This is a genomic window from Sphingomonas sp. BT-65 (genome assembly GCF_026107375.2).
Lineage (GTDB): Bacteria > Pseudomonadota > Alphaproteobacteria > Sphingomonadales > Sphingomonadaceae > Sphingomonas.
Map to the genome: position 1 here is coordinate 2,459,316 of NZ_JAPCIA010000001.1, position 23,646 is coordinate 2,482,961.

28 protein-coding genes are annotated in these 23,646 nt (G+C 67.1%); 17 read left to right on the forward strand and 11 right to left on the reverse strand.

Annotation, left to right across the window (positions count from 1 at the left end):
* The first annotated feature begins 21 nt into the window (after window positions 1-21).
* Window positions 22-579, forward strand: a complete 558-nt coding sequence (locus tag OK349_RS11745) for a thiamine phosphate synthase (RefSeq protein ID WP_265117986.1) — start codon at window positions 22-24, stop codon at window positions 577-579.
* On the opposite strand, the gene OK349_RS11750 is transcribed toward OK349_RS11745, so the two are convergent.
* The gene (locus tag OK349_RS11750; RefSeq protein WP_265117987.1) at window positions 552-1,274 is read right to left on the reverse strand and encodes a hypothetical protein; all 723 of its coding nucleotides are present in this window, start codon (window positions 1,272-1,274) and stop codon (window positions 552-554) included. The two genes, OK349_RS11745 and OK349_RS11750, sit on opposite strands and share 28 nt — an antisense overlap.
* 172 nt (window positions 1,275-1,446) lie before the next feature.
* Here OK349_RS11750 and OK349_RS11755 point away from each other — a divergent pair, with 172 nt between their 5' ends.
* The 5 genes from OK349_RS11755 to OK349_RS11775 are packed head-to-tail and all read left to right on the forward strand — an operon-like array spanning window position 1,447 to window position 6,830.
* Window positions 1,447-1,896 carry a DUF3576 domain-containing protein gene (locus OK349_RS11755; protein WP_265117988.1) on the forward strand — a complete coding sequence of 150 codons (450 nt, stop codon included), beginning with the start codon at window positions 1,447-1,449 and terminating at the stop codon, window positions 1,894-1,896.
* A gap of 44 nt (window positions 1,897-1,940) precedes the next feature.
* Window positions 1,941-4,445, forward strand: coding sequence for a leucine--tRNA ligase (gene leuS / locus OK349_RS11760; protein ID WP_265117989.1), 2,505 nt, complete (start codon window positions 1,941-1,943; stop codon window positions 4,443-4,445).
* Window positions 4,442-4,954, forward strand: coding sequence for an LPS assembly lipoprotein LptE (gene lptE, locus OK349_RS11765; RefSeq protein WP_265117990.1), 513 nt, complete (start codon window positions 4,442-4,444; stop codon window positions 4,952-4,954). The genes leuS and lptE overlap by 4 nt, the downstream gene beginning before the upstream one ends.
* The gene (holA, locus tag OK349_RS11770) at window positions 4,951-5,973 is read left to right on the forward strand and encodes a DNA polymerase III subunit delta (protein ID WP_265117991.1); all 1,023 of its coding nucleotides are present in this window, start codon (window positions 4,951-4,953) and stop codon (window positions 5,971-5,973) included. The genes lptE and holA overlap by 4 nt, the downstream gene beginning before the upstream one ends.
* A 5-nt stretch (window positions 5,974-5,978) precedes the next feature.
* Window positions 5,979-6,830 (forward strand): hypothetical protein, encoded by an 852-nt coding sequence (locus tag OK349_RS11775; RefSeq protein WP_265117992.1) that lies wholly within the window; start codon window positions 5,979-5,981, stop codon window positions 6,828-6,830.
* Between the two features lie 94 nt (window positions 6,831-6,924).
* On the opposite strand, the gene OK349_RS11780 is transcribed toward OK349_RS11775, so the two are convergent.
* Genes OK349_RS11780 through OK349_RS11805 form a run of 6 tightly spaced genes read right to left on the reverse strand, consistent with a single transcriptional unit; the run spans window position 6,925 to window position 12,656 of the window.
* The gene (locus OK349_RS11780) at window positions 6,925-7,842 is read right to left on the reverse strand and encodes a ParB/RepB/Spo0J family partition protein (protein WP_265117993.1); all 918 of its coding nucleotides are present in this window, start codon (window positions 7,840-7,842) and stop codon (window positions 6,925-6,927) included.
* The gene (locus OK349_RS11785; RefSeq protein WP_265117994.1) at window positions 7,839-8,618 is read right to left on the reverse strand and encodes a ParA family protein; all 780 of its coding nucleotides are present in this window, start codon (window positions 8,616-8,618) and stop codon (window positions 7,839-7,841) included. The genes OK349_RS11780 and OK349_RS11785 overlap by 4 nt, the downstream gene beginning before the upstream one ends.
* Window positions 8,615-9,223: a 16S rRNA (guanine(527)-N(7))-methyltransferase RsmG gene (gene rsmG, locus OK349_RS11790; RefSeq protein ID WP_265117995.1), complete on the reverse strand. Its 609-nt coding sequence runs from the start codon at window positions 9,221-9,223 to the stop codon at window positions 8,615-8,617. Before rsmG ends, OK349_RS11785 begins: the two co-directional genes overlap by 4 nt.
* Window positions 9,220-11,055, reverse strand: a complete 1,836-nt coding sequence (mnmG, locus tag OK349_RS11795) for a tRNA uridine-5-carboxymethylaminomethyl(34) synthesis enzyme MnmG (RefSeq protein ID WP_265117996.1) — start codon at window positions 11,053-11,055, stop codon at window positions 9,220-9,222. The genes rsmG and mnmG overlap by 4 nt, the downstream gene beginning before the upstream one ends.
* A 54-nt stretch (window positions 11,056-11,109) precedes the next feature.
* Complete coding sequence (mnmE, locus tag OK349_RS11800; RefSeq protein WP_265117997.1) at window positions 11,110-12,420, reverse strand: tRNA uridine-5-carboxymethylaminomethyl(34) synthesis GTPase MnmE; 1,311 nt, start codon at window positions 12,418-12,420, stop codon at window positions 11,110-11,112.
* A complete protein-coding gene (locus OK349_RS11805) occupies window positions 12,417-12,656 on the reverse strand; it encodes a DUF6489 family protein (protein WP_265117998.1) in 240 nt (79 codons plus the stop codon). Before OK349_RS11805 ends, mnmE begins: the two co-directional genes overlap by 4 nt.
* A 68-nt stretch (window positions 12,657-12,724) precedes the next feature.
* Here OK349_RS11805 and OK349_RS11810 point away from each other — a divergent pair, with 68 nt between their 5' ends.
* Window positions 12,725-13,189: a methylated-DNA--[protein]-cysteine S-methyltransferase gene (locus OK349_RS11810; RefSeq protein ID WP_265117999.1), complete on the forward strand. Its 465-nt coding sequence runs from the start codon at window positions 12,725-12,727 to the stop codon at window positions 13,187-13,189.
* Between the two features lie 11 nt (window positions 13,190-13,200).
* Complete coding sequence (locus OK349_RS11815; RefSeq protein ID WP_265118000.1) at window positions 13,201-13,893, forward strand: dienelactone hydrolase family protein; 693 nt, start codon at window positions 13,201-13,203, stop codon at window positions 13,891-13,893.
* A gap of 57 nt (window positions 13,894-13,950) precedes the next feature.
* On the opposite strand, the gene OK349_RS11820 is transcribed toward OK349_RS11815, so the two are convergent.
* From OK349_RS11820 to hemE, 4 genes are all read right to left on the reverse strand, one after another.
* Window positions 13,951-14,628, reverse strand: coding sequence for a YjbE family putative metal transport protein (locus OK349_RS11820; RefSeq protein ID WP_265118001.1), 678 nt, complete (start codon window positions 14,626-14,628; stop codon window positions 13,951-13,953).
* Window positions 14,629-14,851: 223 nt separating this feature from the next.
* Window positions 14,852-16,108 (reverse strand): transcription termination factor Rho, encoded by a 1,257-nt coding sequence (gene rho, locus OK349_RS11825; RefSeq protein WP_265118002.1) that lies wholly within the window; start codon window positions 16,106-16,108, stop codon window positions 14,852-14,854.
* Between the two features lie 150 nt (window positions 16,109-16,258).
* Complete coding sequence (locus OK349_RS11830; RefSeq protein ID WP_265118003.1) at window positions 16,259-16,714, reverse strand: CopD family protein; 456 nt, start codon at window positions 16,712-16,714, stop codon at window positions 16,259-16,261.
* Window positions 16,711-17,751: a uroporphyrinogen decarboxylase gene (gene hemE, locus OK349_RS11835; RefSeq protein ID WP_265118004.1), complete on the reverse strand. Its 1,041-nt coding sequence runs from the start codon at window positions 17,749-17,751 to the stop codon at window positions 16,711-16,713. The genes OK349_RS11830 and hemE overlap by 4 nt, the downstream gene beginning before the upstream one ends.
* Before the next feature lie 309 nt (window positions 17,752-18,060).
* Between hemE and OK349_RS11840 the strand changes: the two genes are divergently transcribed.
* From OK349_RS11840 to OK349_RS11880, 9 genes are read left to right on the forward strand one after another with little or no spacing between them, the layout of a single operon-like run.
* The gene (locus OK349_RS11840) at window positions 18,061-18,888 is read left to right on the forward strand and encodes a pyruvate, water dikinase regulatory protein (RefSeq protein WP_265118005.1); all 828 of its coding nucleotides are present in this window, start codon (window positions 18,061-18,063) and stop codon (window positions 18,886-18,888) included.
* The gene (locus OK349_RS11845) at window positions 18,885-19,472 is read left to right on the forward strand and encodes a Maf family protein (protein ID WP_265118006.1); all 588 of its coding nucleotides are present in this window, start codon (window positions 18,885-18,887) and stop codon (window positions 19,470-19,472) included. Before OK349_RS11840 ends, OK349_RS11845 begins: the two co-directional genes overlap by 4 nt.
* On the forward strand, window positions 19,469-20,293 hold the full coding sequence (locus OK349_RS11850; protein WP_265118007.1) for a shikimate dehydrogenase family protein: 825 nt from the start codon (window positions 19,469-19,471) through the stop codon (window positions 20,291-20,293). The genes OK349_RS11845 and OK349_RS11850 overlap by 4 nt, the downstream gene beginning before the upstream one ends.
* The gene (coaE, locus tag OK349_RS11855; protein ID WP_265118008.1) at window positions 20,290-20,883 is read left to right on the forward strand and encodes a dephospho-CoA kinase; all 594 of its coding nucleotides are present in this window, start codon (window positions 20,290-20,292) and stop codon (window positions 20,881-20,883) included. Before OK349_RS11850 ends, coaE begins: the two co-directional genes overlap by 4 nt.
* A gap of 7 nt (window positions 20,884-20,890) precedes the next feature.
* Entirely contained in the window at window positions 20,891-21,580 is a 690-nt protein-coding gene (dnaQ, locus tag OK349_RS11860; RefSeq protein ID WP_265118009.1) for a DNA polymerase III subunit epsilon, read from the forward strand.
* A gap of 49 nt (window positions 21,581-21,629) precedes the next feature.
* Window positions 21,630-22,208 (forward strand): ribosome hibernation-promoting factor, HPF/YfiA family, encoded by a 579-nt coding sequence (gene hpf, locus OK349_RS11865; RefSeq protein ID WP_265118010.1) that lies wholly within the window; start codon window positions 21,630-21,632, stop codon window positions 22,206-22,208.
* 10 nt (window positions 22,209-22,218) lie between these two features.
* Entirely contained in the window at window positions 22,219-22,689 is a 471-nt protein-coding gene (locus tag OK349_RS11870; protein ID WP_265118011.1) for a PTS sugar transporter subunit IIA, read from the forward strand.
* A gap of 10 nt (window positions 22,690-22,699) precedes the next feature.
* Window positions 22,700-23,149: a PaaI family thioesterase gene (locus OK349_RS11875; RefSeq protein WP_265118012.1), complete on the forward strand. Its 450-nt coding sequence runs from the start codon at window positions 22,700-22,702 to the stop codon at window positions 23,147-23,149.
* Complete coding sequence (locus OK349_RS11880) at window positions 23,146-23,487, forward strand: DUF1491 family protein (RefSeq protein WP_265118597.1); 342 nt, start codon at window positions 23,146-23,148, stop codon at window positions 23,485-23,487. The genes OK349_RS11875 and OK349_RS11880 overlap by 4 nt, the downstream gene beginning before the upstream one ends.
* Window positions 23,488-23,646 lie beyond the last annotated feature (159 nt).

Below are 23,646 nucleotides of genomic sequence, written 5' to 3' on the forward strand. Positions count from 1 at the left end.
CGCGCGGCTATAGGAGGGGCGATGCGCCGCCGCCACCCCTCCCGCACCCGCGAACTGCCGCGCCGCTGGCTGATGACCGATCCGCGCATGGGCGACGCGCTGTGGGATGCACTGGCGGCGCTGCCGCGCGGGTCGGGCGTGATCCTGCGGCACTATGCGTTGGGCAGCGAGGCGCGCCGGGCGCTGTTTGCGAGGGTCCGGGACATCGCCCGGCGCCGGGGCTTCATTCTCGTGGTTGGGGGACGCGAAATGCCCGGAGGCCGTGGCACTGCAAGTCATGGCCGGCACCGTGGCGCGCGCACCGCCCCCGCACATTCGCGCCGTGAAGCGATCACCGCGATCCGCGCCGGGGCGGAGCTGCTGTTCGTGTCTCCAGTCCACCCGACTCGCTCGCACCCGGGCGCCCGCGCCTTGGGGGCGGTGCGGCTCGGACTGATGATTCGCGACCTCGGCGTGCCGGTGATCGCGCTCGGCGGCATGGACGAACGGCGCTGGCGTGCGCTCAGGCCGCTAGACGTTCATGGATGGGCGGGAATCGACGCGTGGATGCGTCAGAAACGGATCGCGGTGCCGACATAGACCGCCTGGCTGTCGCGCCGGTTGTCGGTCAGCTGCGGCAGGCGGTTCTCTTCGGACTTGTAGCGCACGCCCGCGGTGAGATCGAGGTTGCGGGTCAGCGAATAGGAGCCGCCGACATCGATCGAATAGTTGGGATCGGCGGCGATCAGGCGCGGCGTTCCCTCGAGCGGACGCTCGGTCGCGGCCTTGATCCGGCCCGAGGCGCGCTTGCCGGTATAGGTGACGCCCAGATCGAGCGCCTCGCGGCTGCCCGGCTGGCCGGCCAGGTCGAGCTTCGAGAGATCGCCCGAGATGGCGAAGCGCTTCCAGCCCACCGACACGCCAAGATTATAGGCGATCGGCTGCAGCGTGACCGAGGCGGGCGCCGCGGCGCCGAGATCGGCGACCGCCGCGATCGGCCGCGGGTTGCGCGCGCGCACCGCGACGGTGACGCTGCGGCTGGCCGACCTTGCTGAATCGGCCGGGGTGAAGCGGAAGCCGCTGCCCGACAGCCCGGCGCGGGCAAGCGCCGCGGCGAGCTTGGGATCGGCCGCAGCGGGGGTGAAGGTGCCGATGCTGGCGATCGAAACCGCGCGTTTCTGCGCGATTCGCTGCTGCTGGGGTGTGGTCTGGGCAAGAAGCGCGGGCGCGACGACGAGGCCGGCTGCGCCCAGCGCGCCGATCCCGATGCCAGTCGTGAGTCGCCGAACGCTCATTTCAACCCCTACCGTGCCTAGCCGCCTACCATGATTCGGCCGCAATGTTCCACCGGCGGAATCGCTTTTTACTCCGACTGTTGCACAAGGCGCACAGCGCCAACGCTTGCGGCGGACGCATGACCATCTATAGATGCTCGCGATCCATAGAGTTTCCCATAGGAAGATGCCGATGAACCGCCTGTTGCGCACCGCGATCCTGGGCAGCGTTGCCCTGAGCATGACGGCGTCGCTCGCCGCGTGCGGCCGCGGCGGGGACCGTCCGCGCGCGGATCTCGCCGCGTCGAAGGTGACGACGATCGGCGTCAACGCCTATCTGTGGCGCGCGTCGCTCGACACCATCTCGTTCATGCCGATCGTGCAGACCGATTCGAACGGCGGCGTGATCGTCACCGACTGGTATGTGAACCCGAACCTGCAGACCGAGCGGATGAAGGTGACGATCGCCATCCTCGACCAGGATCTGCGCGCCGACGCACTCCGCGTCGCCGCGGTGCGGCAGGTCAACCGGAACGGCCAGTGGGTGGATTCCCCGGTCGAAGCGGCGACCGTGCAGAAGCTCGAGGACATCATCCTCACGCGCGCACGCGACCTGCGCCGCGCCGCGATCGTCGGGGATTGAAAGCGGGCGGGACGGCCCGCTGCTACGGAAATGAAGGAACAAACGTGTCGCGGTTCAACGCGCTGAAAGCCGATTCCGCGTGGCAGAAGCTGTGGGAAGAACGCCGCACCTTCGCCGCGGACGATCATTCGCCCAAGCCCAAGTCCTATGTGCTCGAGATGTTCCCTTATCCCTCGGGGCGCATCCATATGGGGCATGTCCGCAACTATACGATGGGCGACGTGCTGACGCGCTATCGGCGGATGCGCGGCATGGAGGTGCTCCACCCGATGGGCTGGGACGCGTTCGGCATGCCGGCCGAGAATGCCGCGATGGAGAAGAAGGTCCACCCCGGCGCCTGGACGCGCGAGAATATCGCGACGATGCGCGCGCAGCTGAAGCGCCTCGGCCTAGCGATCGACTGGAGCCGCGAGCTGGCGACGTGCGAGCCCGATTATTACGGGCACGAGCAGGCACTGTTCCTCGATCTGTTTGAAAACGGCCTGGTCTATCGCAAGGAATCGACGGTCAACTGGGACCCGGTCGACATGACCGTGCTCGCCAACGAGCAGGTGATCGACGGCCGCGGCTGGCGCTCGGGCGCGCTGGTCGAGAAGAAGAAGCTGAACCAGTGGTTCCTCAGGATCACCGACTTCGCCGACGAGCTGCTGACGGGCTTGGACGGCCTCGACAAATGGCCGGACAAGGTGCGGCTGATGCAGGAGAACTGGATCGGCAAGTCCGAGGGCCTGCAGTTCCGGTTCAAGCTTTCCGACGGCGAGGAGGTGGAGGTGTTCACCACCCGCCCCGACACGATCTTCGGATCGAGCTTCGTGGCGATCGCTGCGGATCATCCGATCGCAAAGGCGCTGGCCGAGAAGGAGCCGGCGGTCGCGGCGTTCGTCGCCCAGTGCAAGCTCGGCGGCACCACCGCGGCCGAGCTGGAGACACAGGAGAAGCTCGGCTTCGACACCGGCATCCGTGCGATCCATCCCTTTGATCCCGCTTGGGAATTGCCGGTCTATATCGCGAATTTCGTGCTGATGGACTATGGCACCGGCGCGGTGTTCGGCGTGCCGGCGCACGACCAGCGCGACTTCGAATTCGCGACCAAATACGGGCTGCCGATCCGCCGCGTCGTCTCCGACGGCGACAAGACCGCGCCCGAATTCGGCGATTCAGAGGCGTATAGCGGCCCCGGCACGCTGGTGAACTCGCACTTCCTCGACGGGATGGACGTGCCCGACGCCAAGCGCGAGGTGATCACCTGCGCGGAGGCTGGCGGCTGGGGCACGGGCACCACCGTCTGGCGGCTGCGCGACTGGGGCGTCTCACGCCAGCGCTATTGGGGCACGCCGATCCCGATCATCCATTGCGAGAGCTGCGGCGTGGTCCCCGCGCCACGCGAGTCGCTGCCGATCGTGCTGCCAGAGGACGTCTCGTTCGACATCCCCGGCAACCCGCTCGACCGGCATCCGAGCTGGCGCCAGGTCGACTGCCCGAGCTGCGGCAAGCCGGCGCGGCGCGAGACCGATACGCTCGACACCTTCGTCGATTCGAGCTGGTATTTCATCCGCTTCGCCAGCCAGCCCGGCGACAAGCCGTTCGACCGCGCGATCGCCGAGCAGTGGCTGCCGGTGAACCAATATATCGGCGGGGTCGAGCATGCGATCCTGCACCTGCTCTACGCCCGTTTCTGGACCCGCGCGCTCAAGCACATCGGCATGATCGACGTCGCCGAGCCGTTCGCCGGGCTGTTCACCCAGGGCATGGTGACTCATGAGACCTATAAGGCCGCGGACGGCCGCTGGCTGTCGCCGGGCGAAGTGGCGCGCAAGGGCGAGATCTGGGTCGAGGCATCGAATGACGCGCCGGTGACCACCGGTCGCATCGAGAAGATGTCCAAGTCCAAGAAGAACACCGTCGATCCCGAGCCGATCGTTGACCAATATGGCGCCGACGCGGTGCGCTGGTTCGTGCTGTCGGACTCGCCGCCCGAGCGCGACCTCGAGTGGACCGAGAACGGGATCGAAGGCGCATGGCGCTTCGTCCAGCGGCTGTGGCGCCTGTTCGACGGGCTCGGGACCTGGGAGGGCGAGGACAAGCCGCTCGACCGCAAGCTGCACCAGACCATCGCCGGGGTCGCCGCCGACATCGAATCGCTACAGTTCAACAAGGCGGTGGCCAAGCTCTATGAGCTGGTAAACGCGATCGAAAAGGCCCCGCCCAGCGCGTCGCGCGCCGAGGCGATCCGCACGATCATCCTGCTCGCCGCGCCGATGACCCCGCACCTCGCCGAGGAAGCCTGGGCGGCGATGGGCAATGACGGCCTGATCGCCGACGCCGAATGGCCGCAGGTCGACCCGGCACTGCTGATCGAGGACGAGGTGACGATCGCGCTCCAGGTCAACGGCAAGCTGCGCGACACGGTGAAGGCGGCGAAGGGCGAAGCGAAGGACGCGCTGGAGGCGATGGCCTTGGCAAATCCCAATGTGCAGCGCATTCTGGACGGCGCGTCCCCCCGAAAGGTGATCGTGGTGCCCGACCGTCTGGTGAACATCGTCGCATGAGGCTCGCTGCGGCCCTGCTCGCGCTTGCCGCGCTTGCGCCCGCACTCGGCGGCTGCGGCCTGCGCCCGCTCTATGGCGGCGGCGTGGGCGGGCCGGTGCAGACGATGCTCTCGGGGATCGAGGTCGCGCCGATCGAGGGCGAATCGGGCTGGCTCGTCTCCAATGCGGTGCGCGACCGGATCGAAGCGACGCGCAGCGGCACGCCGGCCTATCGCCTCGAGATCAAGCTCGACGACCGCATCGAGGGCCTGGGCGTGCGCCGCGACGACGTGGTGACGCGCGAACGCCGCACCTTGCGTGCGCGCTATCAGCTGATCGAACTCGCCACCGGGCAGACCGTGCTCGACGCGACCGCAGGTTCGGACGCCGGGATCGACGTCGCCGGCTCCGAATATGCGACGATCGCCGCGGAGAAGAGTGCGCTCGAACGGCTTTCGGGCATCGTCGCCGACCAGATCGTCGCGCGCCTCGCCCGCTACGCGCGCTCGACCGAAACCAAGGGCCAATGAAGGCGAGCGAAGCGCAGATCCGCGCACGGCTGGACAAGCCGGGCCCGGATATCCGCTTGTACCTGCTCTATGGCCCCGATGAAGCCGGCGCCAACGACCTTGCCGCGCGGCTCGGCCGGGCGATGGGAGCCGAGGCCGAACGGATCGATATCGAGGGATCATCGCTCAAGGGAAATGCCGGGCGGATCGCCGAGGAAGCGGCATCGCTCTCGCTGTTCGGCGGAGCGCGCTACATCCGCGTCAACGGGATCGACGACGATTCGACCGAGGCGGTGCGGCTGCTTCTCGACGCGGAAGTCGCGGGCAACCCGGTCGTCGCCGTGGGCGGCGGCCTCAAGGGCACCGGGCGGCTGCTCAAGCTGGTGCTCGCGGCGCCCGCGGCGATGGCGCACGCCTGCTATATCCCCGATGCGCGCAGCGCCGCGCAGCTTGCCGCGGGAATCGCGCGCGAGAACGGCCTGCGGCTGGTCAACGGCGCGGCCGAGCGGCTCGCGGCGCTGTCGGGCGGCGACCGCGCGGTGCTGGCGCGCGAGATCGAGAAGCTCTCAATCTATCTCGACGCCGCGCCGGACCGGCCGCGCGAGGCCGGGATCGCGGCGCTCGAGGAAATCGGCGCCGACCTCGGCGAGGCCGAGATGCACAACGCGATCGAGGCCGTGGTCGAGGGACGCGCGGCCGAGATCGGGGTCGAGCTCGCCCGGCTCGAACACGCCGGGGTCTCGGCGATCCCGCTGCTGCGCCAGCTGGTACGACGGCTGATGAGCCTCGCCGAGATGCGCGCCGATATCGACCGCGGCGCCTCTCCCGACGAAGTGGTCAAGAAATACCGCGTGTTCTTCAAGGAAGAGATGAGCACCAAGATCGCGCTGCGCCGCTGGACCAGCCCAATGCTGGCCCGCGCCGTCGAGCGCGTGCGCGAGGCCGAGCGTGGCATGACCCGCGCGGGCGGCAATGCGGGGCAGGTAATCGCCGACGAGGCGTTGGCGACGCTGGCGCGGGCGGCGGCGCGGGCGCGGTGATCGTAATGCGGATCGCGGCGGCAATCCTGATGCTCGCTCCGCCCGCTTTCGCGCAATCCACGCCACAAGCCGGCGACACCTATGAGATCACTCGAAGCTATCAGACCACATCGGAGACGAGCGAGGGCGGTTCCAGCAGCTCGCGCGGCCACACGGCCATCGTCGAGCGCGTGGTCGCGACGCATGGCGACGGCATCGAACTGGAATATGACCTGCCGCCGAGCGCCACCGCCGAGGATCGAGCACGCGAATGGCAGTTCCCGGTGAGAGTCCTGAAACCGGCGAGTGGCCCCGTCCAACTGCGCAATCGGCTGGAAATCGAAGCGCGGATCGCGGTTTGGCTGAAAGCCACCGGTCTGACCCGCGCTGATTGCGGCCGTTGGATCTTCACCTGGAACGCGTTCCGCATCGAATGCGATCCGGAAGCGGCGCTGACCACGATCGAGAGCTATGATCTGCGGTCGATCGCACTGCACGAAGGCGCGTCGTATCAGGAGCCGGGAACGCTCGGGCCAGGAACGCTGACCCGAACGGCAAGCGGGCCGGATGGCGCCACCTTTACCGCGACGCTTCAGATCGACCCCGATGCCGTACGGCGCAGCCGCGCCGAATCCGACCGGGTAGTCGGCGAGATCACCAGAACGCCAGTGACACTGGACGCCGCGTTGCAAAAGCGTGCGCAGGAGCAGGTTTCGGGGACAGTTTCCGTGACGCTCGAGACCGATACGACCGGTGGGCTTCGGCGGCGCACCACCATCACCACGCTGGAAACCAAACGCGTCAATGGCGAGACGGAGCGCGAGACACGGACCGAGATCACCGAACGGCGGAAGATCGCGGTCCTCAGCGGCGGGTAGCGCTAAGCTGCCTTGCTACACCAAGCCGGACCGGTTCTCGACGGACATTAGACTGATGCGTCAGCCAAGAAATGCAATCAAGTCACTGACTTTATTATATTTTCTCGCCCGTCAGCCGCTGGCAGACCATGTCGAGCTGGTCGAGCGTCGAATAGGCCAACGTCACCGTCCCGCCCTTCTCACCATAGCTGATGCGGACGTTGAGGCCGAGCACATCGCCGAGCTGGCGTTCCAGCGCGGCAATGTCCGCATTGGGACCGAGATCGGCGGTGGCACTCGCCCTCCCCGCCGCCCGCGGCTTCGCCTCGCGCGCGAGCTTCTCGGTCTCGCGCACCGACAGGTCGCGGTCGATCACGATGCGGGCGAGCTTCTCGGGATCGGGTGCGCCGATCAGCGCGCGGGCATGGCCCATCGTCAGCTCGCCCTCGACGACATGCTGGCGCACGCTCTGCGGCAGATCGAGCAGGCGCAGCAAATTGGCGATGTGGCTGCGCGACTTGTGGACGATCCGCGCGAGCACCTCCTGGGTGTGCCCGAACTGGCCGATCAGCTTGGCATAGGCTTCGGCCTCCTCGATCGCGTTGAGGTCCTCCCGCTGGATATTCTCGATGATCGCGATCTCGAGCGTCTCGGCCTCGTCGAGGTCGCGGACGATCACCGGCACCTCGTGCAGCCGTGCGCGCTGCGCCGCACGCCAGCGGCGCTCGCCGGCGACGATCTGATATTCCTTGCCATGCGGGCGCACGACGATCGGCTGGATCAGCCCGCGCGCGGCGATCGACTTGGCGAGCTCGTCGAGCGCGTCCTCGTCGAAATGCCGGCGCGGCTGCTCGGGGTGCGGTTTCAGCGAGCTGACGGGAAGCATGCGCACGCCAACCGAGGGCTCGGCGCCGGGGCGGATCGGCTCCTCGCGCTCGACATCGCCGAGCAGTGCGCTGAGGCCGCGGCCGAGGCCGGGCTTGGGCTTGCGCAGCGGGGTTACGGAGCCGGTGGATGGGGTTTCGTCGGTCATGCGGCCTTCCTCAGCCTGGGCAGGCGATCGATCACTTCTCGGGCGAGCGCGATATAGGCCTCGGACCCGGCGCAGCGATAATCGTAGATCAGCGCGGGCAGGCCATGGCTCGGCGCTTCGGAGAGGCGGACGTTGCGCGGGATCACCGTATCGAACACGACGCGCCCGAGCACCGCGCGTACGTCGTCGGAGACCTGGTCGGTCAGGCGGTTGCGCCGATCGTACATGGTGAGCACGACGCCGAGGATCGACAGGCCGGGATTGAAGCGGCTGCGGATGCGTTCGACGGTGCTGAGCAGCTGGCTCAACCCCTCGAGCGCGAAGAACTCGCACTGCAGCGGCACGAGCAGTGCGTCCGACGCCACCATCGCGTTGATCGTCAGCAGGCCGAGTGACGGCGGGCAGTCCATCAGGACGACGTCCCAGCGCTGCTCGCTGCGGTCGATCGCGGTGTCGAGGCGATGCGTGCGCGCGTCGAACTCGATCAGCTCGATTTCCGCACCTGACAGGTCGACCGTCGCCGGGACGATGTCGAGGCCGGGCACTCGCGTGGCGACCACAGTCTCCTCCAGCGTAGCGTCGCCGACGAGCAGGTCGTAGGTCGAGCGCTCGCGATCTGCCCGATTGATGCCAAGTCCGGTCGAGCAATTGCCCTGCGGGTCGAGATCGAGGAGCAGCACACGCTGCCCGGTCGCGGCGAGCGCAGTGCCGACATTGATCGCGCTCGTGGTCTTGCCGACCCCGCCCTTCTGGTTCGCGATGGCAATGCAGATCATCTCGGGCGGACCTCCCTGGCGACGACGATGAGTGAATCGGGAGCCGTGATGCTCGGTTCCACGTGGAACGAACCATGCCATTTGCGGCGTGCCTCTTCCACCTCCGATTGCGCGTTTCGTCCCTTTGGCAGCACCCAGACTGTGGAAGACGTGGATCGATGCGCGGCGACGCGGAACAGCGCGTCGAGCGACGCGACGGCGCGCGCCGAGATCACCGCGGCGGGTCCGGCTGTGCGCTCGATCTTGGCAGTGTGGATCGAGACATTGGGAAGCTCCAGTTCGGCCGTGACGCGCGCGAGGAAATCGGTGCGGAGCTTGCGCGGCTCGACCAGCTCCACCGGCTCCTCGCGCAGCAGGGCAATGACCATCCCCGGTAACCCCGCGCCGCTGCCGATATCGAGCCATAGCCCCTCATCCGGCGCCGCGCCCAGCAGCTGCGCCGAATCGACGATATGGCGCGCCCAGATCTGCTCCAGTGTCGACGACGCGATCAGATTCTGCCGCGCCGCCTCCTCACCGAGAAGCGAGACGAAGGCTGCCAGTCGTGTTTCACGTGAAACACCATAGCGATCACGCATCCACGTCCTGGCTTCATCCTCGGTCACGCGGCGCGCCGGACATGGAGCATGATCGCGGTGAGCGCGGCGGGGGTGATCCCGCGCACGCGCGACGCGTCGCCGATCGTCGCCGGGCGTGCCGCGGAGAGTCGCTCGACCATCTCGTTGGAGAGGCCGGGGATCGCGGCATAGTCGAGCGACAGGGCGATCGGCGTGCCGTCTGCACGCGACATCGCCGCCTGCTCCGCCGCCTGGCGCTCGAGATAGGGCGCGTAGCGGGCATCCTCGACTAACTCAGCGAGCAGGTCGGGCTCGGCGTCGCCTAGGTCGATGCCAAGATGCGCGGTGCTGACACCGGGGAAACGCAGCCACTCGAAGGAGCTGCGGCGGGCACCGTCTTGCGACACGGGGGCGCCGGCCTGGCCCAGCTCATGCGCGGTGCGCGGCGTCGCGAAGGCAGCATCGAGCTCAGCGCGGGCGGTCCGGCGGCGGTCGAGATGGGCGCGGCGCTCCTCGCCGATACAGCCCGCGGCCTCGCCGATCGCGCCGAGCCGGGTCTCGGCATTGTCGGCGCGCAACCGTAGCCGGTATTCGGCGCGCGCGGTGAGCATGCGATAGGGTTCTGTGACGCCTTGCAGCGTCAGGTCATCGATCATCACGCCGATATAGCTGAGCTCGCGGGGAAGAAGCATCGGCGCATGATCTAGCGACAGCGCCGCGGCATTCACCCCCGCGACCAGCCCCTGCGCCGCCGCCTCTTCATAGCCGGTGGTGCCGTTGATCTGGCCGGCGCAGAACAATCCCGCCACGTCGCGGCTTTCCAACGTCACCGAAAGCGCGCGCGGATCGACATGATCATATTCGACCGCATAGCCGGGGGTAACGATCACAGCGCGTTCGAGACCCGGGATGGACGCGATCATCGCCTCCTGGATATCGCTCGGCAATGAGGTTGACAGGCCGTTGGGATAGACCAGATTTGTGTCGAGTCCCTCGGGCTCGAGGAAAATCTGGTGCCCGTCGCGGTCGCCGAAGCGGAAGATCTTGTCCTCGATCGAAGGGCAGTAACGCGGCCCGCCGGCCTCGATCGCACCGCTGAACAGCGGCGAGCGGTCGAGCCCGCCGCGGATGATCTCGTGCGTATCGAGCGTGGTGCGGGTGATCGCGCAGGCGAGCTGGGGCAAGCGCGGCGCCCGCGTGAGCGGCGACATTCGCCATGGCTCGGAGTCCGAGGGCTGCTCCTCGAGCCGGCCCCAGTCGATACTGCGTCCGTCGAGGCGCGGCGGCGTTCCGGTCTTGAGCCGGGTGACGGGGAGTCCGAGGTCGTGGAGCTGCAAGCCGAGCGCTGTCGCCGCGCGCTCACCGATCCGCCCACCCGTCTCGCGCTCCTCCCCCCGGAAGATGCGGCCGCCGAGGAAGGTGCCGCTGGCCAGCACGACCGCATCGCACACGAGCAGCTCGCCGCCGTCGAGCTGGATGCCGGCTACCCTGCCCTGCTCGATAACGAGGCCCACCGCCTCACCCGCGACAATCTCTAGACCGCTTTGTGCCGTGAGCATCTCTTGGATCGAGGTCGCATAGAGCTTGCGATCCGCCTGAACACGCGGACCCTGCACTGCGGGGCCCTTGGAGCGGTTGAGCAGGCGGTAATGGATCGCGGCGCGATCGGACGCACGTGCGATCAGCCCGTCGAGCGCATCGACTTCGCGCACGAGATGGCCCTTGCCGAGGCCACCGATTGCCGGGTTGCACGACATCACGCCAAGAGTGGCCGGATCGAAGGTGACCAATGCGGTGCGCGCACCGCAACGCGCAGCCGCTGCCGCCGCTTCGGTGCCAGCGTGCCCGCCGCCGATCACGATCACATCCCATGTCCGCATGGCGGTCAAATAGCGAGGCGACCCCTCGGGGTCAAAAGCGTTCCACGTGGAACATCATTTGCCGATGCAGAAGCGGCTGAATAGCGTGTCGAGCATCGATTCCACATCTGCCGCACCGGTGATTCGGTCGAATGCCCGCAGCGCGCGCCGCAAGTCTTCCGCGATCAGCAGCGCATCGTCGCCGGCAGCAGCGCTCCGCACGCCATCGACGGCAATCGCGACGAGATCACGCTGCCGGCGATTGAGCGGGACCGCATCGCTCGCCGGGAGCATATCGCGAGCGATCGAATCGATCGCTTGCCAGAGCATGGCCATGCCCTCCCCGCTCTTCGCTGAGACGGAAAGGCGACCGGCAGGAGGCTCGCCGCGATCCGCCGCATCGGCACGCCCGTGAAGCGTGAGGTGCGGGCGTGTGACGATCTCGGGTGGCGGCGGCTGATCATCGAGCCACAGCACCAAGTCCGCCTCTGCCAGCGATTGCTGGGCGCGATCGATGCCGATCTGCTCAACGATATCCGCCGGCGCATCGTGAAGGCCGGCGGTGTCGGTCAGCAGATAGGCGATGCCGTCGCGCAAGACCGGCGCCTCGATCCGGTCGCGCGTGGTCCCCGCCAGCGGCGAGACGATCGCGGCCTCCCGCTGGACGAGCGCGTTGAGCAAGGTGGATTTGCCGACATTGGGCGATCCGGCGAGGACGACACGGATGCCATCGTGCAGACGCTCGACCGCCGGCTGGGCCAGGACGAGCTCGATCTCTTCGACCAGCGCCCCGGCATTACGGCGCACCCGCTCAAGCGACTCCTCTTCGGCCGCCACGTCGGCTTCGTCGGCATGATCGAGCGAGGCCTCGACCGCCGCGGAGAGTTGCAGGGTACGCGCCGCCCACTCCTCGATCCGGCGGCGGATGCCTCCCTCGGCAGCGCGCAGCGCGGCGCGGCGTTGCGCCTCGGTCTCCGCGGCGAGCAGGTCGGCGAGGCCCTCCGCCTCGGTCAAATCGATCCGGCCATTGGCGAGCGCGCGGCGTGTGAACTCGCCCGGCTCGGCGCCGCGCAGTCCGGGCATCGCGTCGAGCGCGGCCTCGACCGCGCGGACCACGGCGCGACCGCCATGGAGATGCAGCTCGGCCAGATCCTCGCCAGTCGCGGTGTGCGGGCCGGGGAAGATCAGCACCAGCGCCCGGTCAAGATGAGAGTTCCCATCACGCAACGTACGCAGCGATGCCTGCCGCGGCGCCGGCAACGCTCCCGCCAAACGCTTCACCGCGGGAAAGGCATCGGGCCCCGAAATTCGAACAACCGCAATCGCGGCCGGCGGCTGGCCGCTCGACAAGGCGAAGATCGTGTGGGCAAAGCTCGTGTCGGTCACTCGGCGCCGCTGCGTTTGCCCATATCGAACATGCCGCGCCAGAAATTCATCCCGGCCTCGCCCATCGGCATCCAGCCCTTCATCATCGTCTCGATCATCTCGGGATTGACCATCCCCTTGTCCATCGAATCGAGCAGCATCTTGATGTAATGATCGTGGACCGGCGTGAAATCGGGCAGCCCCATCGTGCGGCGCGCTTCCTCCGGGGTGCAATCGATCTCGACATTGATCTTCATCGGCTGTTCTCCACTTGAGCCGCCAAGCCCTATTGAGCCCGAACCCCGCCCTGCCCTACGCTGCGACCATGTATGCGCGCGACCATGCCCTGATCGCAACGCCCATCGGTTCGATCCGGATCGAAGGCGGCGAGACCAGTGTTCTCCGCATCCAGCTCGGCGCCGACGGAGACACGCGACACGGTACGGCTTCGGCCGTGCGCGCCGTGGCGGATCAGCTCGAGGCCTATTTCGCTGGCGAACTCAAGGACTTCACCGTTGCGCTTCCGCCCGTGAAATCGCCGCGCGGTGAAGCATTGCGCGATGGCCTGATCGCCGTCGCCTACGGCCAATCGATGAGCTATGGCGAGCTCGCGCGCCGGCTAGACTCAGGACCGCGCGCGATCGGCCAGCTCTGCGCGCGCAACGCCTTCCCGATCATCGTCCCGTGCCACCGCATTCTGGCGGCCGGCGGTGCGCTCGGCGCCTATACGGCGGGCGAAGGCCCCGCGACCAAGCAATGGCTGCTCGATCACGAGCAGCGCCACCTTTGACGGAGAGCGATATGGCGACGATCACGATCGAGAGTCTCGACGGCAGCGGCAGCTTCCAGGCCTATCGCGCCGACCCCGACGGCAGCCCGCGCGGCGCGATCGTCGTGATCCAGGAAGTATTCGGCATCAATCCCGGCATTCGGCGGAAGTGCGATGCGCTAGCAGCAAAAGGCTATACTGCCTTCGCCCCCGACCTGTTCTGGCGGATCGAACCGGGCATCGAGCTCGATCCCGATATTCCCGAACAGCTGCAGCGCGGACTCGACCTGTTCGGTCAGTTCGACCAGGACAAGGGCATCGCGGATATCGAAGCGACGATCCGCGCCGCCCGCGCCGCAACCGGCGGCAAGGTCGGTGTGGTCGGCTACTGCCTGGGCGGCCGCCTCGCCTATATGACCGCAGCGCGGACCGATTCCGATGCAAGTGTCGGCTATTATGCTGTCGGGATCGACGGCCTGCTCAGCGAGAAGCATGGCATCGCCAATCCACTGATGCTGCACATCGCCGGCGACGACGGCTTCGTCTCGAAAGAGGTTCAGGCGAAGATGCACGAAGGGCTGGACGATCACCCCAGGGTAACGCTGCACGACTATCCCGGCGAGGATCACGGCTTTGCGACCGAGATGGGCAAGCGGCGATCGGAGGAAGCGGCCCAGCTCGCCGACAGCCGGACCGAGGCGTTCTTCGCCACGCATATCGGCTGACTCGAAAAAGGCGGCGCCCGGTCCGGACGCCGCCCGTTTCTTTTCCAGATCAAATGCTTAGCTGAACAGCCGCAGGATCCCGACCTGGTGATCGACGACACCGTCATAGATCATCTTGGCGGCAACATAGAGGATCACCAGCAGGCCGACCCACGCGATCCAGCGATAGCGTTCGATGTACTTGGCGATGATGTTCGCCGCGATGCCCATCAGCGCGACCGCGATGACCAGGCCGACCATCAGGATGCCCGGATGATCGCGCGCCGCACCGGCGACCGCAAGGACATTGTCGAGGCTCATCGAGACATCGGCGACGGCAACCGCCCAGGCTGCGCCGGCAAAGCTCTTGGCGGACTTGAGGCCTGAACGCTCGTCGCCCTCGATCTCGGGCGATCCCGCGCTCTCTCCGGCATGGCCGATCTCGCGGTACATCTTCCATGCCACCCACAGCAGCAGCACGCCACCGGCGAAGACGAGGCCGATCACCTGGAGCAGCTGAGTCACCACCAATGCGAAGGCGATACGCAGCACCAGCGCGGCGATGATGCCGATCAGGATCACCTTCTTGCGCTGGTCGGGAGTCAGCCCCGCGGCGAGCGCGCCAATCACGATCGCATTGTCGCCGGCCAGCACGATATCGATCAGGATCACCTGACCGAAGGCGAACCAGGCCGAAGCGCTGCCCGAAAACAGCCCCGCAAAATCGTGGACGATGTGCCCCCACAGTTCGGACATTGCTTCCCCTTTTCGTTGCCTTCCGCCAAAGCGGGTTGGGCGATGCGGGTCAAGTGCGACGAGGAAAACACGGGCGAGAAAGGATTGTTGCGAACCTATAGACAACAATCCGCCGTCACCCCGGCCTTGTGCCGGGATCCACGATATATCAAGCGAGGAGCAAGAGGCTCCCGCGCATCGCGTGCGGTGCGGTGGACCCCGGCACGAGGTGACGAACTCGGCGTTATTGATTCATCGAATCGAAGAAGTCCTCGTTCGACTTCGAATCCTTCATCTTGTCGAGCAGGAACTCCATCGCATCGACGGTGCCCATCTGCATGAGGATACGGCGCAGCACCCACATCTTGCTGAGCGTGCCCTTCTCGACCAGCAGCTCTTCCTTGCGGGTGCCCGACTTACCAACGTCCATCGCCGGGAAGATGCGCTTGTCCGCAACCTTGCGGTCGAGCACGATCTCGGAGTTGCCGGTGCCCTTGAACTCCTCGAAGATCACCTCGTCCATGCGGCTGCCGGTGTCGATCAGCGCGGTGGCGATGATCGAGAGCGAGCCGCCTTCCTCGATATTGCGCGCGGCGCCGAAGAAGCGCTTCGGACGCTGGAGGGCGTTGGCGTCGACGCCGCCGGTGAGCACCTTGCCCGAGCTCGGCACCACGGTGTTGTAGGCGCGGCCGAGGCGGGTGATCGAATCGAGCAGGATGACGACATCCTTCTTGTGCTCGACCAGGCGCTTGGCCTTCTCGATCACCATCTCGGCGACCTGGACGTGGCGCGTCGCGGGCTCGTCGAAGGTCGAGCTGACCACCTCGCCCTTCACCGAGCGCTGCATGTCGGTGACCTCCTCCGGCCGCTCGTCGATGAGCAGGACGAGCAGAAACACCTCGGGATGGTTGTCGGTGATCGCCTTGGCGATGTTCTGCAGCATCACCGTCTTGCCGACGCGCGGCGGCGCGACGATCAGCGTGCGCTGGCCCTTGCCCTGCGGCGAGACGATGTCGATCACCCGCGCCGACTTGTCCTTCTGGGTCGGGTCGGCGGGATCGAGGGTGAGCTTCTGCTCGGGATAGAGCGGCGTTAGGTTATCGAAATTGACCCGGTGGCGCACCGCCTCGGGATCGTCGAAATTGACCGAGACCAGCCGAGTCAGTGCGAAATAGCGCTCGCCGTCCTTGGGTCCGCGGATCTCGCCTTCGACCGTATCGCCGGTGCGCAGGCCGAATTTCCGCACCTGATTGGGCGAGACATAGATGTCGTCGGGGCCGGCGAGATAATTGGCCTGCGGGCTGCGCAGGAAGCCGAAACCGTCGGGCAGCACTTCGATCGTGCCTTCGCCCATGATCTGCTCGCCATTCTCGGCCTGGGCCTTGAGGATGGCGAACATCAGGTCCTGCTTGCGGAGCGTCGAGGCGCTTTCGACACCGAGCTCCTCGGCCATGCTGACCAGTTCGGCGGGCGGGGTTTTCTTCAAATCTTTCAGATGCATGGGGGAGTCCGTGTGGCGATCGCTGGAATGGTTTTCGGGCGTTGGGACGCGCGGGCGATGGCTTGAGGAAAAAGGAAGGACGCCGGGCCGCCGCCAGGACGGCGACGCGACAGGCGCGGCTTAGGTTTCGAGCCGATTCAAGTCAAGCGGTCAGAAGGGGCGGACCACCGCAAGAATAACGATCAGCGCGACGAAGATCGCGGGAAGTTCGTTGAGCATGCGCAACCGCCGCGGGCTGAGATTGCCCTTACCCTCAGCGAGCCGCTTCGAATAGCTCACCGCCCAGCCGTGATAACCCGAGAGCAGGATCACCAGCAGCAGCTTGGCATGAAGCCAGCCGAGATTCGGCGCACCCTCGAACAAGCCGAGATTGGCCGCGAGCGCGATGCCGAGGATCCACACCACCGCCATCGACGGCACCAGGATCACGCGGCGCAGCTTCGCTTCGCGATCAGCCCAGGCTTTGGCCTGAATGGGATCGCCGAGCGCTTCCTGATGATGGACCAGGTAGCGCGGCAGGATGAACAGCCCAGCCATCCAGAAGATGACGAAGATGATGTGCGCCGCTTTGACCCACAGCCAGGCCGCGCCCAGAAATCCTGTCACTTGGCTGTCCCCCGCACGATTCCGACCAGCTGCTCGACATGGGCGATCGGCGTGTCCGGCAGGATGCCGTGCCCCAGGTTAAAGATATGGGGGCGATCGGCGAAGGCATCAAGGATGCGCCGCCCGGCCGCCTCGAGCTCCGCACCGCCAGCGATCAGCGCCAGCGGATCGAGATTGCCCTGCACCGGCATGCCGGCGGGCAGCATCGCGTTCGCCCAGGTGGGATCGACCGTCTCGTCGAGCCCGAGCGCATCCACGCCGGTCTCGCGCGCATAGGCGATGAGCTTGCCGCCCGCGCCCTTGGGGAAGCCGATGATCTTCACCTGCGGGCAGCGCGCGCGCAGCCCGGCGACGATCGCGGCGTTGGGGGCGATCACCCAGCGCTCGAACTGCGCGGGTGACAAGGAGCCGGCCCAGCTGTCGAACAACTGCACCGCATCGACCCCGGCTTCGACCTGCTTGGCGAGATAGTCGACCGACATCGCCACGATCGCGTCGATGATCGCCTGGAATGCGGCCGGATCGGCATAGGCCATGCGGCGCGTTTCGGACTGATCGCGGCTGCCCTGCCCGGCGACCATGTAGGTGGCGTTGGTCCAGGGGCTGCCTGCGAAGCCCAGGAAGGTGGTTTCAGGCGGCAAGGCTGCTGCGACACGCCGAACGGTCCCGTACACCGGATTCAGCCGCTCAGGGGTCGCTGTGAGGCTTTCCAGCGCATGATCGACCAGCCTGGGCGCCAGCCGCGGACCCTCACCCGTTTCGAACCACAGATCCTGTCCCAGTGCATGCGGGACGACGAGGATGTCGGAGAACAGGATCGCGCCATCGAAGCCGAAGCGGCGGATCGGCTGGAGCGTGACCTCGGCCGCGGCGTCGCTGTCGTTGACCAGCTCGAGGAACCCGCCCTTCTCGGCTCGCAGCGCGCGATATTCGGGGAGATAGCGCCCTGCCTGACGCATGAGCCACATCGGCGGGGCATCGACGCGCTTCCCTGAAAGCACATCGAGCAACGGCTTGGATTTCGAAAGGCCGGTCATTCCATCTTTCAAAGGAAGAAAAGAATCTAAATAGGATGTAGTTGTGCGTTGGTGCGTGGATCGCGGGGCTTAGGCGTTCGTGCCGGTTCTGCCAACAGATTGACGCCGCGAACGCCCGCGATTCCCTGCAGAGTCGCGCGGCTTGTCCACATACCTCACAGGCTGTGCGCGCATCCGCGCCCATGTGCAACGCATTGTGGACGACGCGGCCGGAGCGGGGAGTGATCGGCCCGCTTGGCGCGCCCTTTGCGTTGCGCTAGCGATTTTGCGCATGTTTTCCACAGATCCGTCCAGCCCGGTGCGCAACCGGTGAAGCTCCACCTCCATCTCCTCTCGGATTCGACCGGCGAGACGCTGGAGAATATCGCCAAGGCGGCGCTCGCGCAGTTCGACGATGTCGAGGTGCTGCGCCATTTCTGGCCGATGGTGCGCAGCGAGACGCACCTCGAGCGCATCCTGAACGAGATCGCGCAGAATCCCGGACTGGTCTTGTTCACGCTGGTCAATCCCGAGATCCGCCGCACGCTCGAAGCGCGCTGCCGCGCGATCGGGCTGCCCGCGGTGGCGCCGCTCGATCCGGTCAACCACGCGCTGTCGAGCATGCTGGGGCAGGAGATGAAGGCACGGCCGGGGCGGCAGCACACGCTCGATGCCGCCTATTTCGCGCGCGTCGATGCGATCCAGTTCACCATCGCGCATGACGACGGGGTTAATTGGGAAAATTGGGAAGAGGCGGACCTCGTTCTCGCCGGGGTCTCGCGCACCTCGAAGACGCCGACCTCGATCTATCTCGCCAACCGTGGCTACAAGGTCGCGAACATCCCGATCGTGCCCGAATCCCCGCCGCCCGGCACGCTGTTCGCGCTCAAGCATCCGATGGTCGTCGGGCTGACCACCAGCCCAGAGCGGCTGATCCAGGTGCGGCGCAACCGGCTGCTCTCGCTCAACCAGCAGGATGAGACCTCCTATGTCGAGCAGGAGGCGGTGCAGCGCGAGGTTGCTTATGCGCGGCGCATGTTCGCGGACAATGGCTGGCCGGTGATCGACGTGACGCGTCGCTCGATCGAGGAGACCGCGGCGGCGATTATCACTTTGTGCAACGAACGGGCGAGCGGGACAGGAGCGCAAGACGCATGATCGTGCTCGCCTCCACCAGCGCGTCGCGCCGCGCGATGTTGACCGCCGCGGGGGTGCCGCACGAGGCGCTCGCCGCGCATGTCGACGAGGATGCCGCAAAGGCCGGGCTCGCCGGCGCCGCGCCGCGCGACCTCGCCGATGCGCTGGCTGAGCTCAAGGCGCTCAAGGTGAGCCAGCGTGTGCCCGGCACCTTGGTGCTAGGTTGCGACTCGGTGGTGGCGATCGAGGACGGCAGCTTGCTCGACAAGCCGGCCGACCGCACCGACGCCGAGAAGCATCTGCGCCTGCTCTCGGGCAAGCGCCACGATCTCTACAGCGCCGCGGTGATCGCCGAGAATGGCCGTCCGGTATGGCGCCATGTCGATCGCGCGCGATTGCTGGTGCGGCCGCTCTCTGACAGGTTCATTGCCGAATATCTCGATGCCGAATGGCCGGCGATCGCCGGCTGCGTCGGCTGCTACCGGGTCGAGGGCCCCGGCGTGCAGCTGTTCGCGCGGATGGAGGGGAGCCATTATACGATCCTCGGCATGCCGCTGCTCAACATCCTCGACTATCTGCGCACAAGGGGCGTGCTGACGTCATGACGACACCCGATGCTCCCCCATATGCGGAAGTGATCGGTGATCCGATCGCCCAGTCCAAGTCGCCGGTGATTCACGGCTTCTGGCTGGAGAAGCTCGGGCTCGACGCCGCCTATCGCAAAACCCATGTCACCGCCGAGGGGCTGGGCGATTTCTTCGACTCGCGCCGCGACGATCCTGCCTGGCGCGGGTGCAACATCACCGTGCCGCACAAGGTCGCGGCGCTCGACCATGTCCCCGATCCCGGCGGCGTGCGCGCGACGATCGGCGCGATCAACACCGTGTTCCGCGGGGCGGACGGCGCGCTGATCGGCACCAACACCGATGCCGCCGGCTTCTACGCCCCGATCGCCGAGTTCGACCTTGAGGGCGCGCCGGTCGCGGTGGTCGGTGCGGGCGGCGCGGCGCGGGCGGTTCTGTTCGCGCTGGCGCGTGCGGGGGTCGAGCGGGTGACGATCCTCAACCGCTCGCCATTGAAGGCGATGGGGCTGCTGTCGCTGTTCGGGCTCAAGGGCGATGCGGTGCCGCTCGACGCGCCGATCCCACCGGTGGCGCTGCTGGTGAATGCGAGCTCGCTCGGCATGGCCGGCCAGCCGTCGCTCGACCTCGATTTGGCAAATTTGCCAGACGACGCGGTGGTCTATGACGCGGTCTATGCTCCGCTAGAGACCGGGCTGCTCACCGCGGCGCGCGCGCGCGAGCTCGAGACGGTCGACGGGCTCGAAATGCTGATCGGCCAGGCCGCGCTCGCCTTCGAGCTGTTCTTCGGCAAGCCCGCGCCGCGCGAGCACGACACCGAGCTGCGCACGCGCCTGACTCGATGATCATCCTCGGCCTCACCGGATCGATCGGCATGGGCAAGTCGACCGTCGCGGCGATGTTCGCCGGCGAAGGCGTGCCGGTGTTCGACGCCGATGCCGAGGTCCACAAGCTGCAAGGGCCGGGCGGGCGGCTGGTCGCCGCGATCGAGACGGCGTTTCCCGACACGACCGGAGCCGAGGGCGTCAACCGCACCGCATTGGGCGAAGCGGTGTTCGGCAATCCGCAAGCGTTCAAGCGGCTGGAGGCAATCGTCCACCCCGCGGTGGCGGCGGAACGGCAGCGCTTTCTTGAGGCGAATCGCGAGCGGCCGCTGGTGGTGCTCGACATCCCGTTGCTGTTCGAGGCTGGCGGCTGGCGCGAGGTCGACAAGATCGCCGTGGTCTCCGCGCCGGCGCAGGTGCAGCGCGCGCGCGTCCTCGCCCGGCCGGGCATGACGGTCGCGCGCTTCGAGTCGATCCTGGCCAGGCAAATGCCCGATGCGGAGAAGCGCGAGCGTGCCGATTTCGTGATTCCGACGGGCGGTTCGCTAGCCGAGACGCGTGAAGCGGTACGCACTGTGATCGCTTGCCTAGCGGGCGCGGAAGGCCGATAATCGCGCGATGCGGGAAATCGTTTTCGATACCGAAACGACCGGGCTCAGCTTCAATGCAGGGCACCGGCTGGTGGAGATCGGCTGTGTCGAGCTGGTCAATCGCGTGCCGACCGGGCGCAGCTTCCATCGCTACCTCAACCCCGATCGCGACATGCCGGCCGAGGCGTTCGCGGTGCACGGCCTGTCCGCGGCGTTCCTCGCCGACAAGCCGCGCTTCTCCGAGGTCTGCGACGAGCTGATCGCGTTTCTCGGCGATTGCCCGCTGATCGCGCACAACGCGATGTTCGACTTCGGCTTCATCAACGGCGAGCTCGGCGCATGCCAGCGGCCGCTGCTCCAGGTCGAGCGCATCGTCGACACGCTGACGCTGGCGCGCGCGCGGCATCCGGGCGCCAAGCACACGCTCGACGCGCTGTGCGTGCGCTACGGCATCGACCTTAGCGCGCGCGAGCTGCACGGCGCGCTGCTCGACGCGCAGCTGCTCGCGCAAGTGTTCATTGAGCTCACCGGCGGGCGCCAGATCACGCTTGGCCTCGCGGTCGAGGCCGCCGCGCGCGAGCGGGTCGAGATCGCGGCGGTACGGAGCAATGCCCGTCCGGCGCGCGTTTTCGCACCGAGCGATGAAGAACTGGCCCGCCATTCGGCGTTCATGGCCGGGTTCGAGGAGCCTTTATGGGGCACGCCGGCGTCCGGTTGACGGTCGCCAGGCGCGTTCCTAGGTGCTCCTCATATTGACGGAGGAAGTTATGGATATCCGGGTTTCGGGTCATCGGGTCGATACGGGCAATGCCATCCGGCAGCACGTGGAAGACCGGCTCCAGGGTATCGCCGACAAATATTTCTCCCGCGCAATTTCGGCCCAGGCGACCTTCGGCAAGGGGCCGCACGACTATGGCTTCACCTGCGACATCGTGGCGCATGTGATGCAGGGCCTGGTGCTCAAGGGTTCGCACGCCGCACAAGAAGCGCATCTCGCCTTCGACGGTGCCGCCGACAAGATCGAGAAGCAGCTGCGCCGCTACGTCCGGCGGCTCAAGGACCGCAACAACGGCCATGCCCAGGCGGCGCTCGAGGCGGCCTATGACGCCGGCTACACCGTCTTCCAGATCGGCGACGAGGAGGAAGAGGTCGCGGACGCGCCGCCGGTTATCGCCGAGACCCGGGTCGACGTGCCCGACGCCAGCGTGTCCGACGCGGTGATGATGCTCGACCTGCGCAACACCAACGCGCTGCTGTTCAAGAACACCGGCACCGGCAACTACAATATGGTGTATCGCCGCGCGGACGGCACGATCGGCTGGGTCGAGCCCAACCGGGCCGCCTGATCGACGCGCGATGAACGATCTGAGCGATCTGTTGAAACCCGAAGCGGTGCGTTCGGGAACCGCGGCGGGCAGCAAGAAGAAACTCTTCGCCCTGCTCGGCGAGGTCGCGGACGCGGCCTATTCGCTCGACGCCACCGCGGTCACCGAGCGGCTGAGCGAGCGCGAAAAGCTCGGCTCGACCGGGTTCGGCGGGGGCATCGCGATTCCGCACGGCAAGATGCCGGGCCTCACCGGGGTGTGCGGGCTGTTCGTGCGGCTCGACAAGCCGCTCGACTTCGCCTCGGTCGACGATCTGCCGGTCGACCTGGTGTTCGCTTTGCTCTCGCCGCCCGACGCGGGGGGCGAGCATCTGAAGGCGCTCGCGCGGGTCTCGCGGCGGCTGCGTGACCGCGCCTTCATCGCCAAGCTGCGCGGTGCCGCGTCTGCCGACGCGCTCTACGCATTGCTCGCAGGGACCGAGACGCGTGACGCCGCCGCCTGAGCCGGCGCCCATGCCGGCAGTCGGGGCGGAGGCGCATTACCGCGCGCTCGAAGCGCTCTATGCCGCGGCGCCGATCAACCGCTTCTTCGACTCGCGGCTCGAGATTCCGGCGAGCGGGCAGGCGCGGATCCACTTCACGATCGACGAACGGCACTTCCATGCCGGCGGCGCTGCGCACGGCACCAGCTATTTCAAGATGCTGGACGATGCCGCCTTCTATGCCTGCAACAGCCTGGTGACCGACCGCTTCCTGCTCACCACTGCGTTCAACCTGCTCTTCACCAAGCCGCTCGGGCCCGGGCCGGTGACCGCCGAAGGGCGCTGGGTGAGCGGGCAGCGCCGCGTGTTCGTCGCGGAGGCGCGGCTGATCGACGCGAGCGGCGAGGAGGCGGCGCGCGGCACCGGTACCTTCATGAAATCGCGCATCCCGCTCGCCGGGCTTCCCGGCTACCGCGGCTGATGGCGCGGCTGGCGAGCGGGCTGGTGGTCAGCGCGCTCATCCGGCGGGTCAATGCCGCGGGCGGCAGCGCGATGGTGCTGGCCAGGGGCGAGGCGGAGGCGGGCGCGATCCTAGTGCTCGCGCTCGACCGCGGCGGCGATCCGCGCTTCTTCGAACGCGGGATCGGCCCCGACGGACTGCCTGCGCTGGTGCGCAGCGGGCCCGCTGACATGGCCGATGAGGCAGCAGTTTCAAGCTATTGGCAACGCCGCCGCGAGCGTGATCGCGATCTGTGGGTGATCGAACTGGATATCGCGGGGGCGGAACGGTTCGCCGCTGAAACGATGTTGAGCGGTTGACGCAGCGCAGCATCGGCGTCAAAGACGCGCGCACATATCAAGAGCGTTGTGCCGTAGGCGTGTGAAGCCGCCGGTTACGCAGTCGGGGGGACAGCCCGACCGGTCCTCCGAACAAGAGGAAAAGGGACCGGATCGCGCGCCAACCGCATAGTATCGAAG

Coding starts and splice junctions, on each gene's coding strand:
- OK349_RS11745 (WP_265117986.1), top strand. CDS start 22: ATGCGCCGCCGCCACCCCTCCCGCACCCGCGAACTGCCGCGCCGCTGG.
- OK349_RS11750 (WP_265117987.1), bottom strand. CDS start 1,274: ATGAGCGTTCGGCGACTCACGACTGGCATCGGGATCGGCGCGCTGGGC.
- OK349_RS11755 (WP_265117988.1), top strand. CDS start 1,447: ATGAACCGCCTGTTGCGCACCGCGATCCTGGGCAGCGTTGCCCTGAGC.
- lptE (WP_265117990.1), top strand. CDS start 4,442: ATGAGGCTCGCTGCGGCCCTGCTCGCGCTTGCCGCGCTTGCGCCCGCA.
- holA (WP_265117991.1), top strand. CDS start 4,951: ATGAAGGCGAGCGAAGCGCAGATCCGCGCACGGCTGGACAAGCCGGGC.
- OK349_RS11775 (WP_265117992.1), top strand. CDS start 5,979: ATGCGGATCGCGGCGGCAATCCTGATGCTCGCTCCGCCCGCTTTCGCG.
- OK349_RS11780 (WP_265117993.1), bottom strand. CDS start 7,842: ATGACCGACGAAACCCCATCCACCGGCTCCGTAACCCCGCTGCGCAAG.
- OK349_RS11785 (WP_265117994.1), bottom strand. CDS start 8,618: ATGATCTGCATTGCCATCGCGAACCAGAAGGGCGGGGTCGGCAAGACC.
- mnmG (WP_265117996.1), bottom strand. CDS start 11,055: ATGCGGACATGGGATGTGATCGTGATCGGCGGCGGGCACGCTGGCACC.
- OK349_RS11805 (WP_265117998.1), bottom strand. CDS start 12,656: ATGAAGATCAATGTCGAGATCGATTGCACCCCGGAGGAAGCGCGCCGC.
- OK349_RS11810 (WP_265117999.1), top strand. CDS start 12,725: ATGTATGCGCGCGACCATGCCCTGATCGCAACGCCCATCGGTTCGATC.
- OK349_RS11815 (WP_265118000.1), top strand. CDS start 13,201: ATGGCGACGATCACGATCGAGAGTCTCGACGGCAGCGGCAGCTTCCAG.
- OK349_RS11820 (WP_265118001.1), bottom strand. CDS start 14,628: ATGTCCGAACTGTGGGGGCACATCGTCCACGATTTTGCGGGGCTGTTT.
- rho (WP_265118002.1), bottom strand. CDS start 16,108: ATGCATCTGAAAGATTTGAAGAAAACCCCGCCCGCCGAACTGGTCAGC.
- hemE (WP_265118004.1), bottom strand. CDS start 17,751: ATGACCGGCCTTTCGAAATCCAAGCCGTTGCTCGATGTGCTTTCAGGG.
- OK349_RS11845 (WP_265118006.1), top strand. CDS start 18,885: ATGATCGTGCTCGCCTCCACCAGCGCGTCGCGCCGCGCGATGTTGACC.
- OK349_RS11850 (WP_265118007.1), top strand. CDS start 19,469: ATGACGACACCCGATGCTCCCCCATATGCGGAAGTGATCGGTGATCCG.
- coaE (WP_265118008.1), top strand. CDS start 20,290: ATGATCATCCTCGGCCTCACCGGATCGATCGGCATGGGCAAGTCGACC.
- dnaQ (WP_265118009.1), top strand. CDS start 20,891: ATGCGGGAAATCGTTTTCGATACCGAAACGACCGGGCTCAGCTTCAAT.
- hpf (WP_265118010.1), top strand. CDS start 21,630: ATGGATATCCGGGTTTCGGGTCATCGGGTCGATACGGGCAATGCCATC.
- OK349_RS11870 (WP_265118011.1), top strand. CDS start 22,219: ATGAACGATCTGAGCGATCTGTTGAAACCCGAAGCGGTGCGTTCGGGA.
- OK349_RS11875 (WP_265118012.1), top strand. CDS start 22,700: ATGCCGGCAGTCGGGGCGGAGGCGCATTACCGCGCGCTCGAAGCGCTC.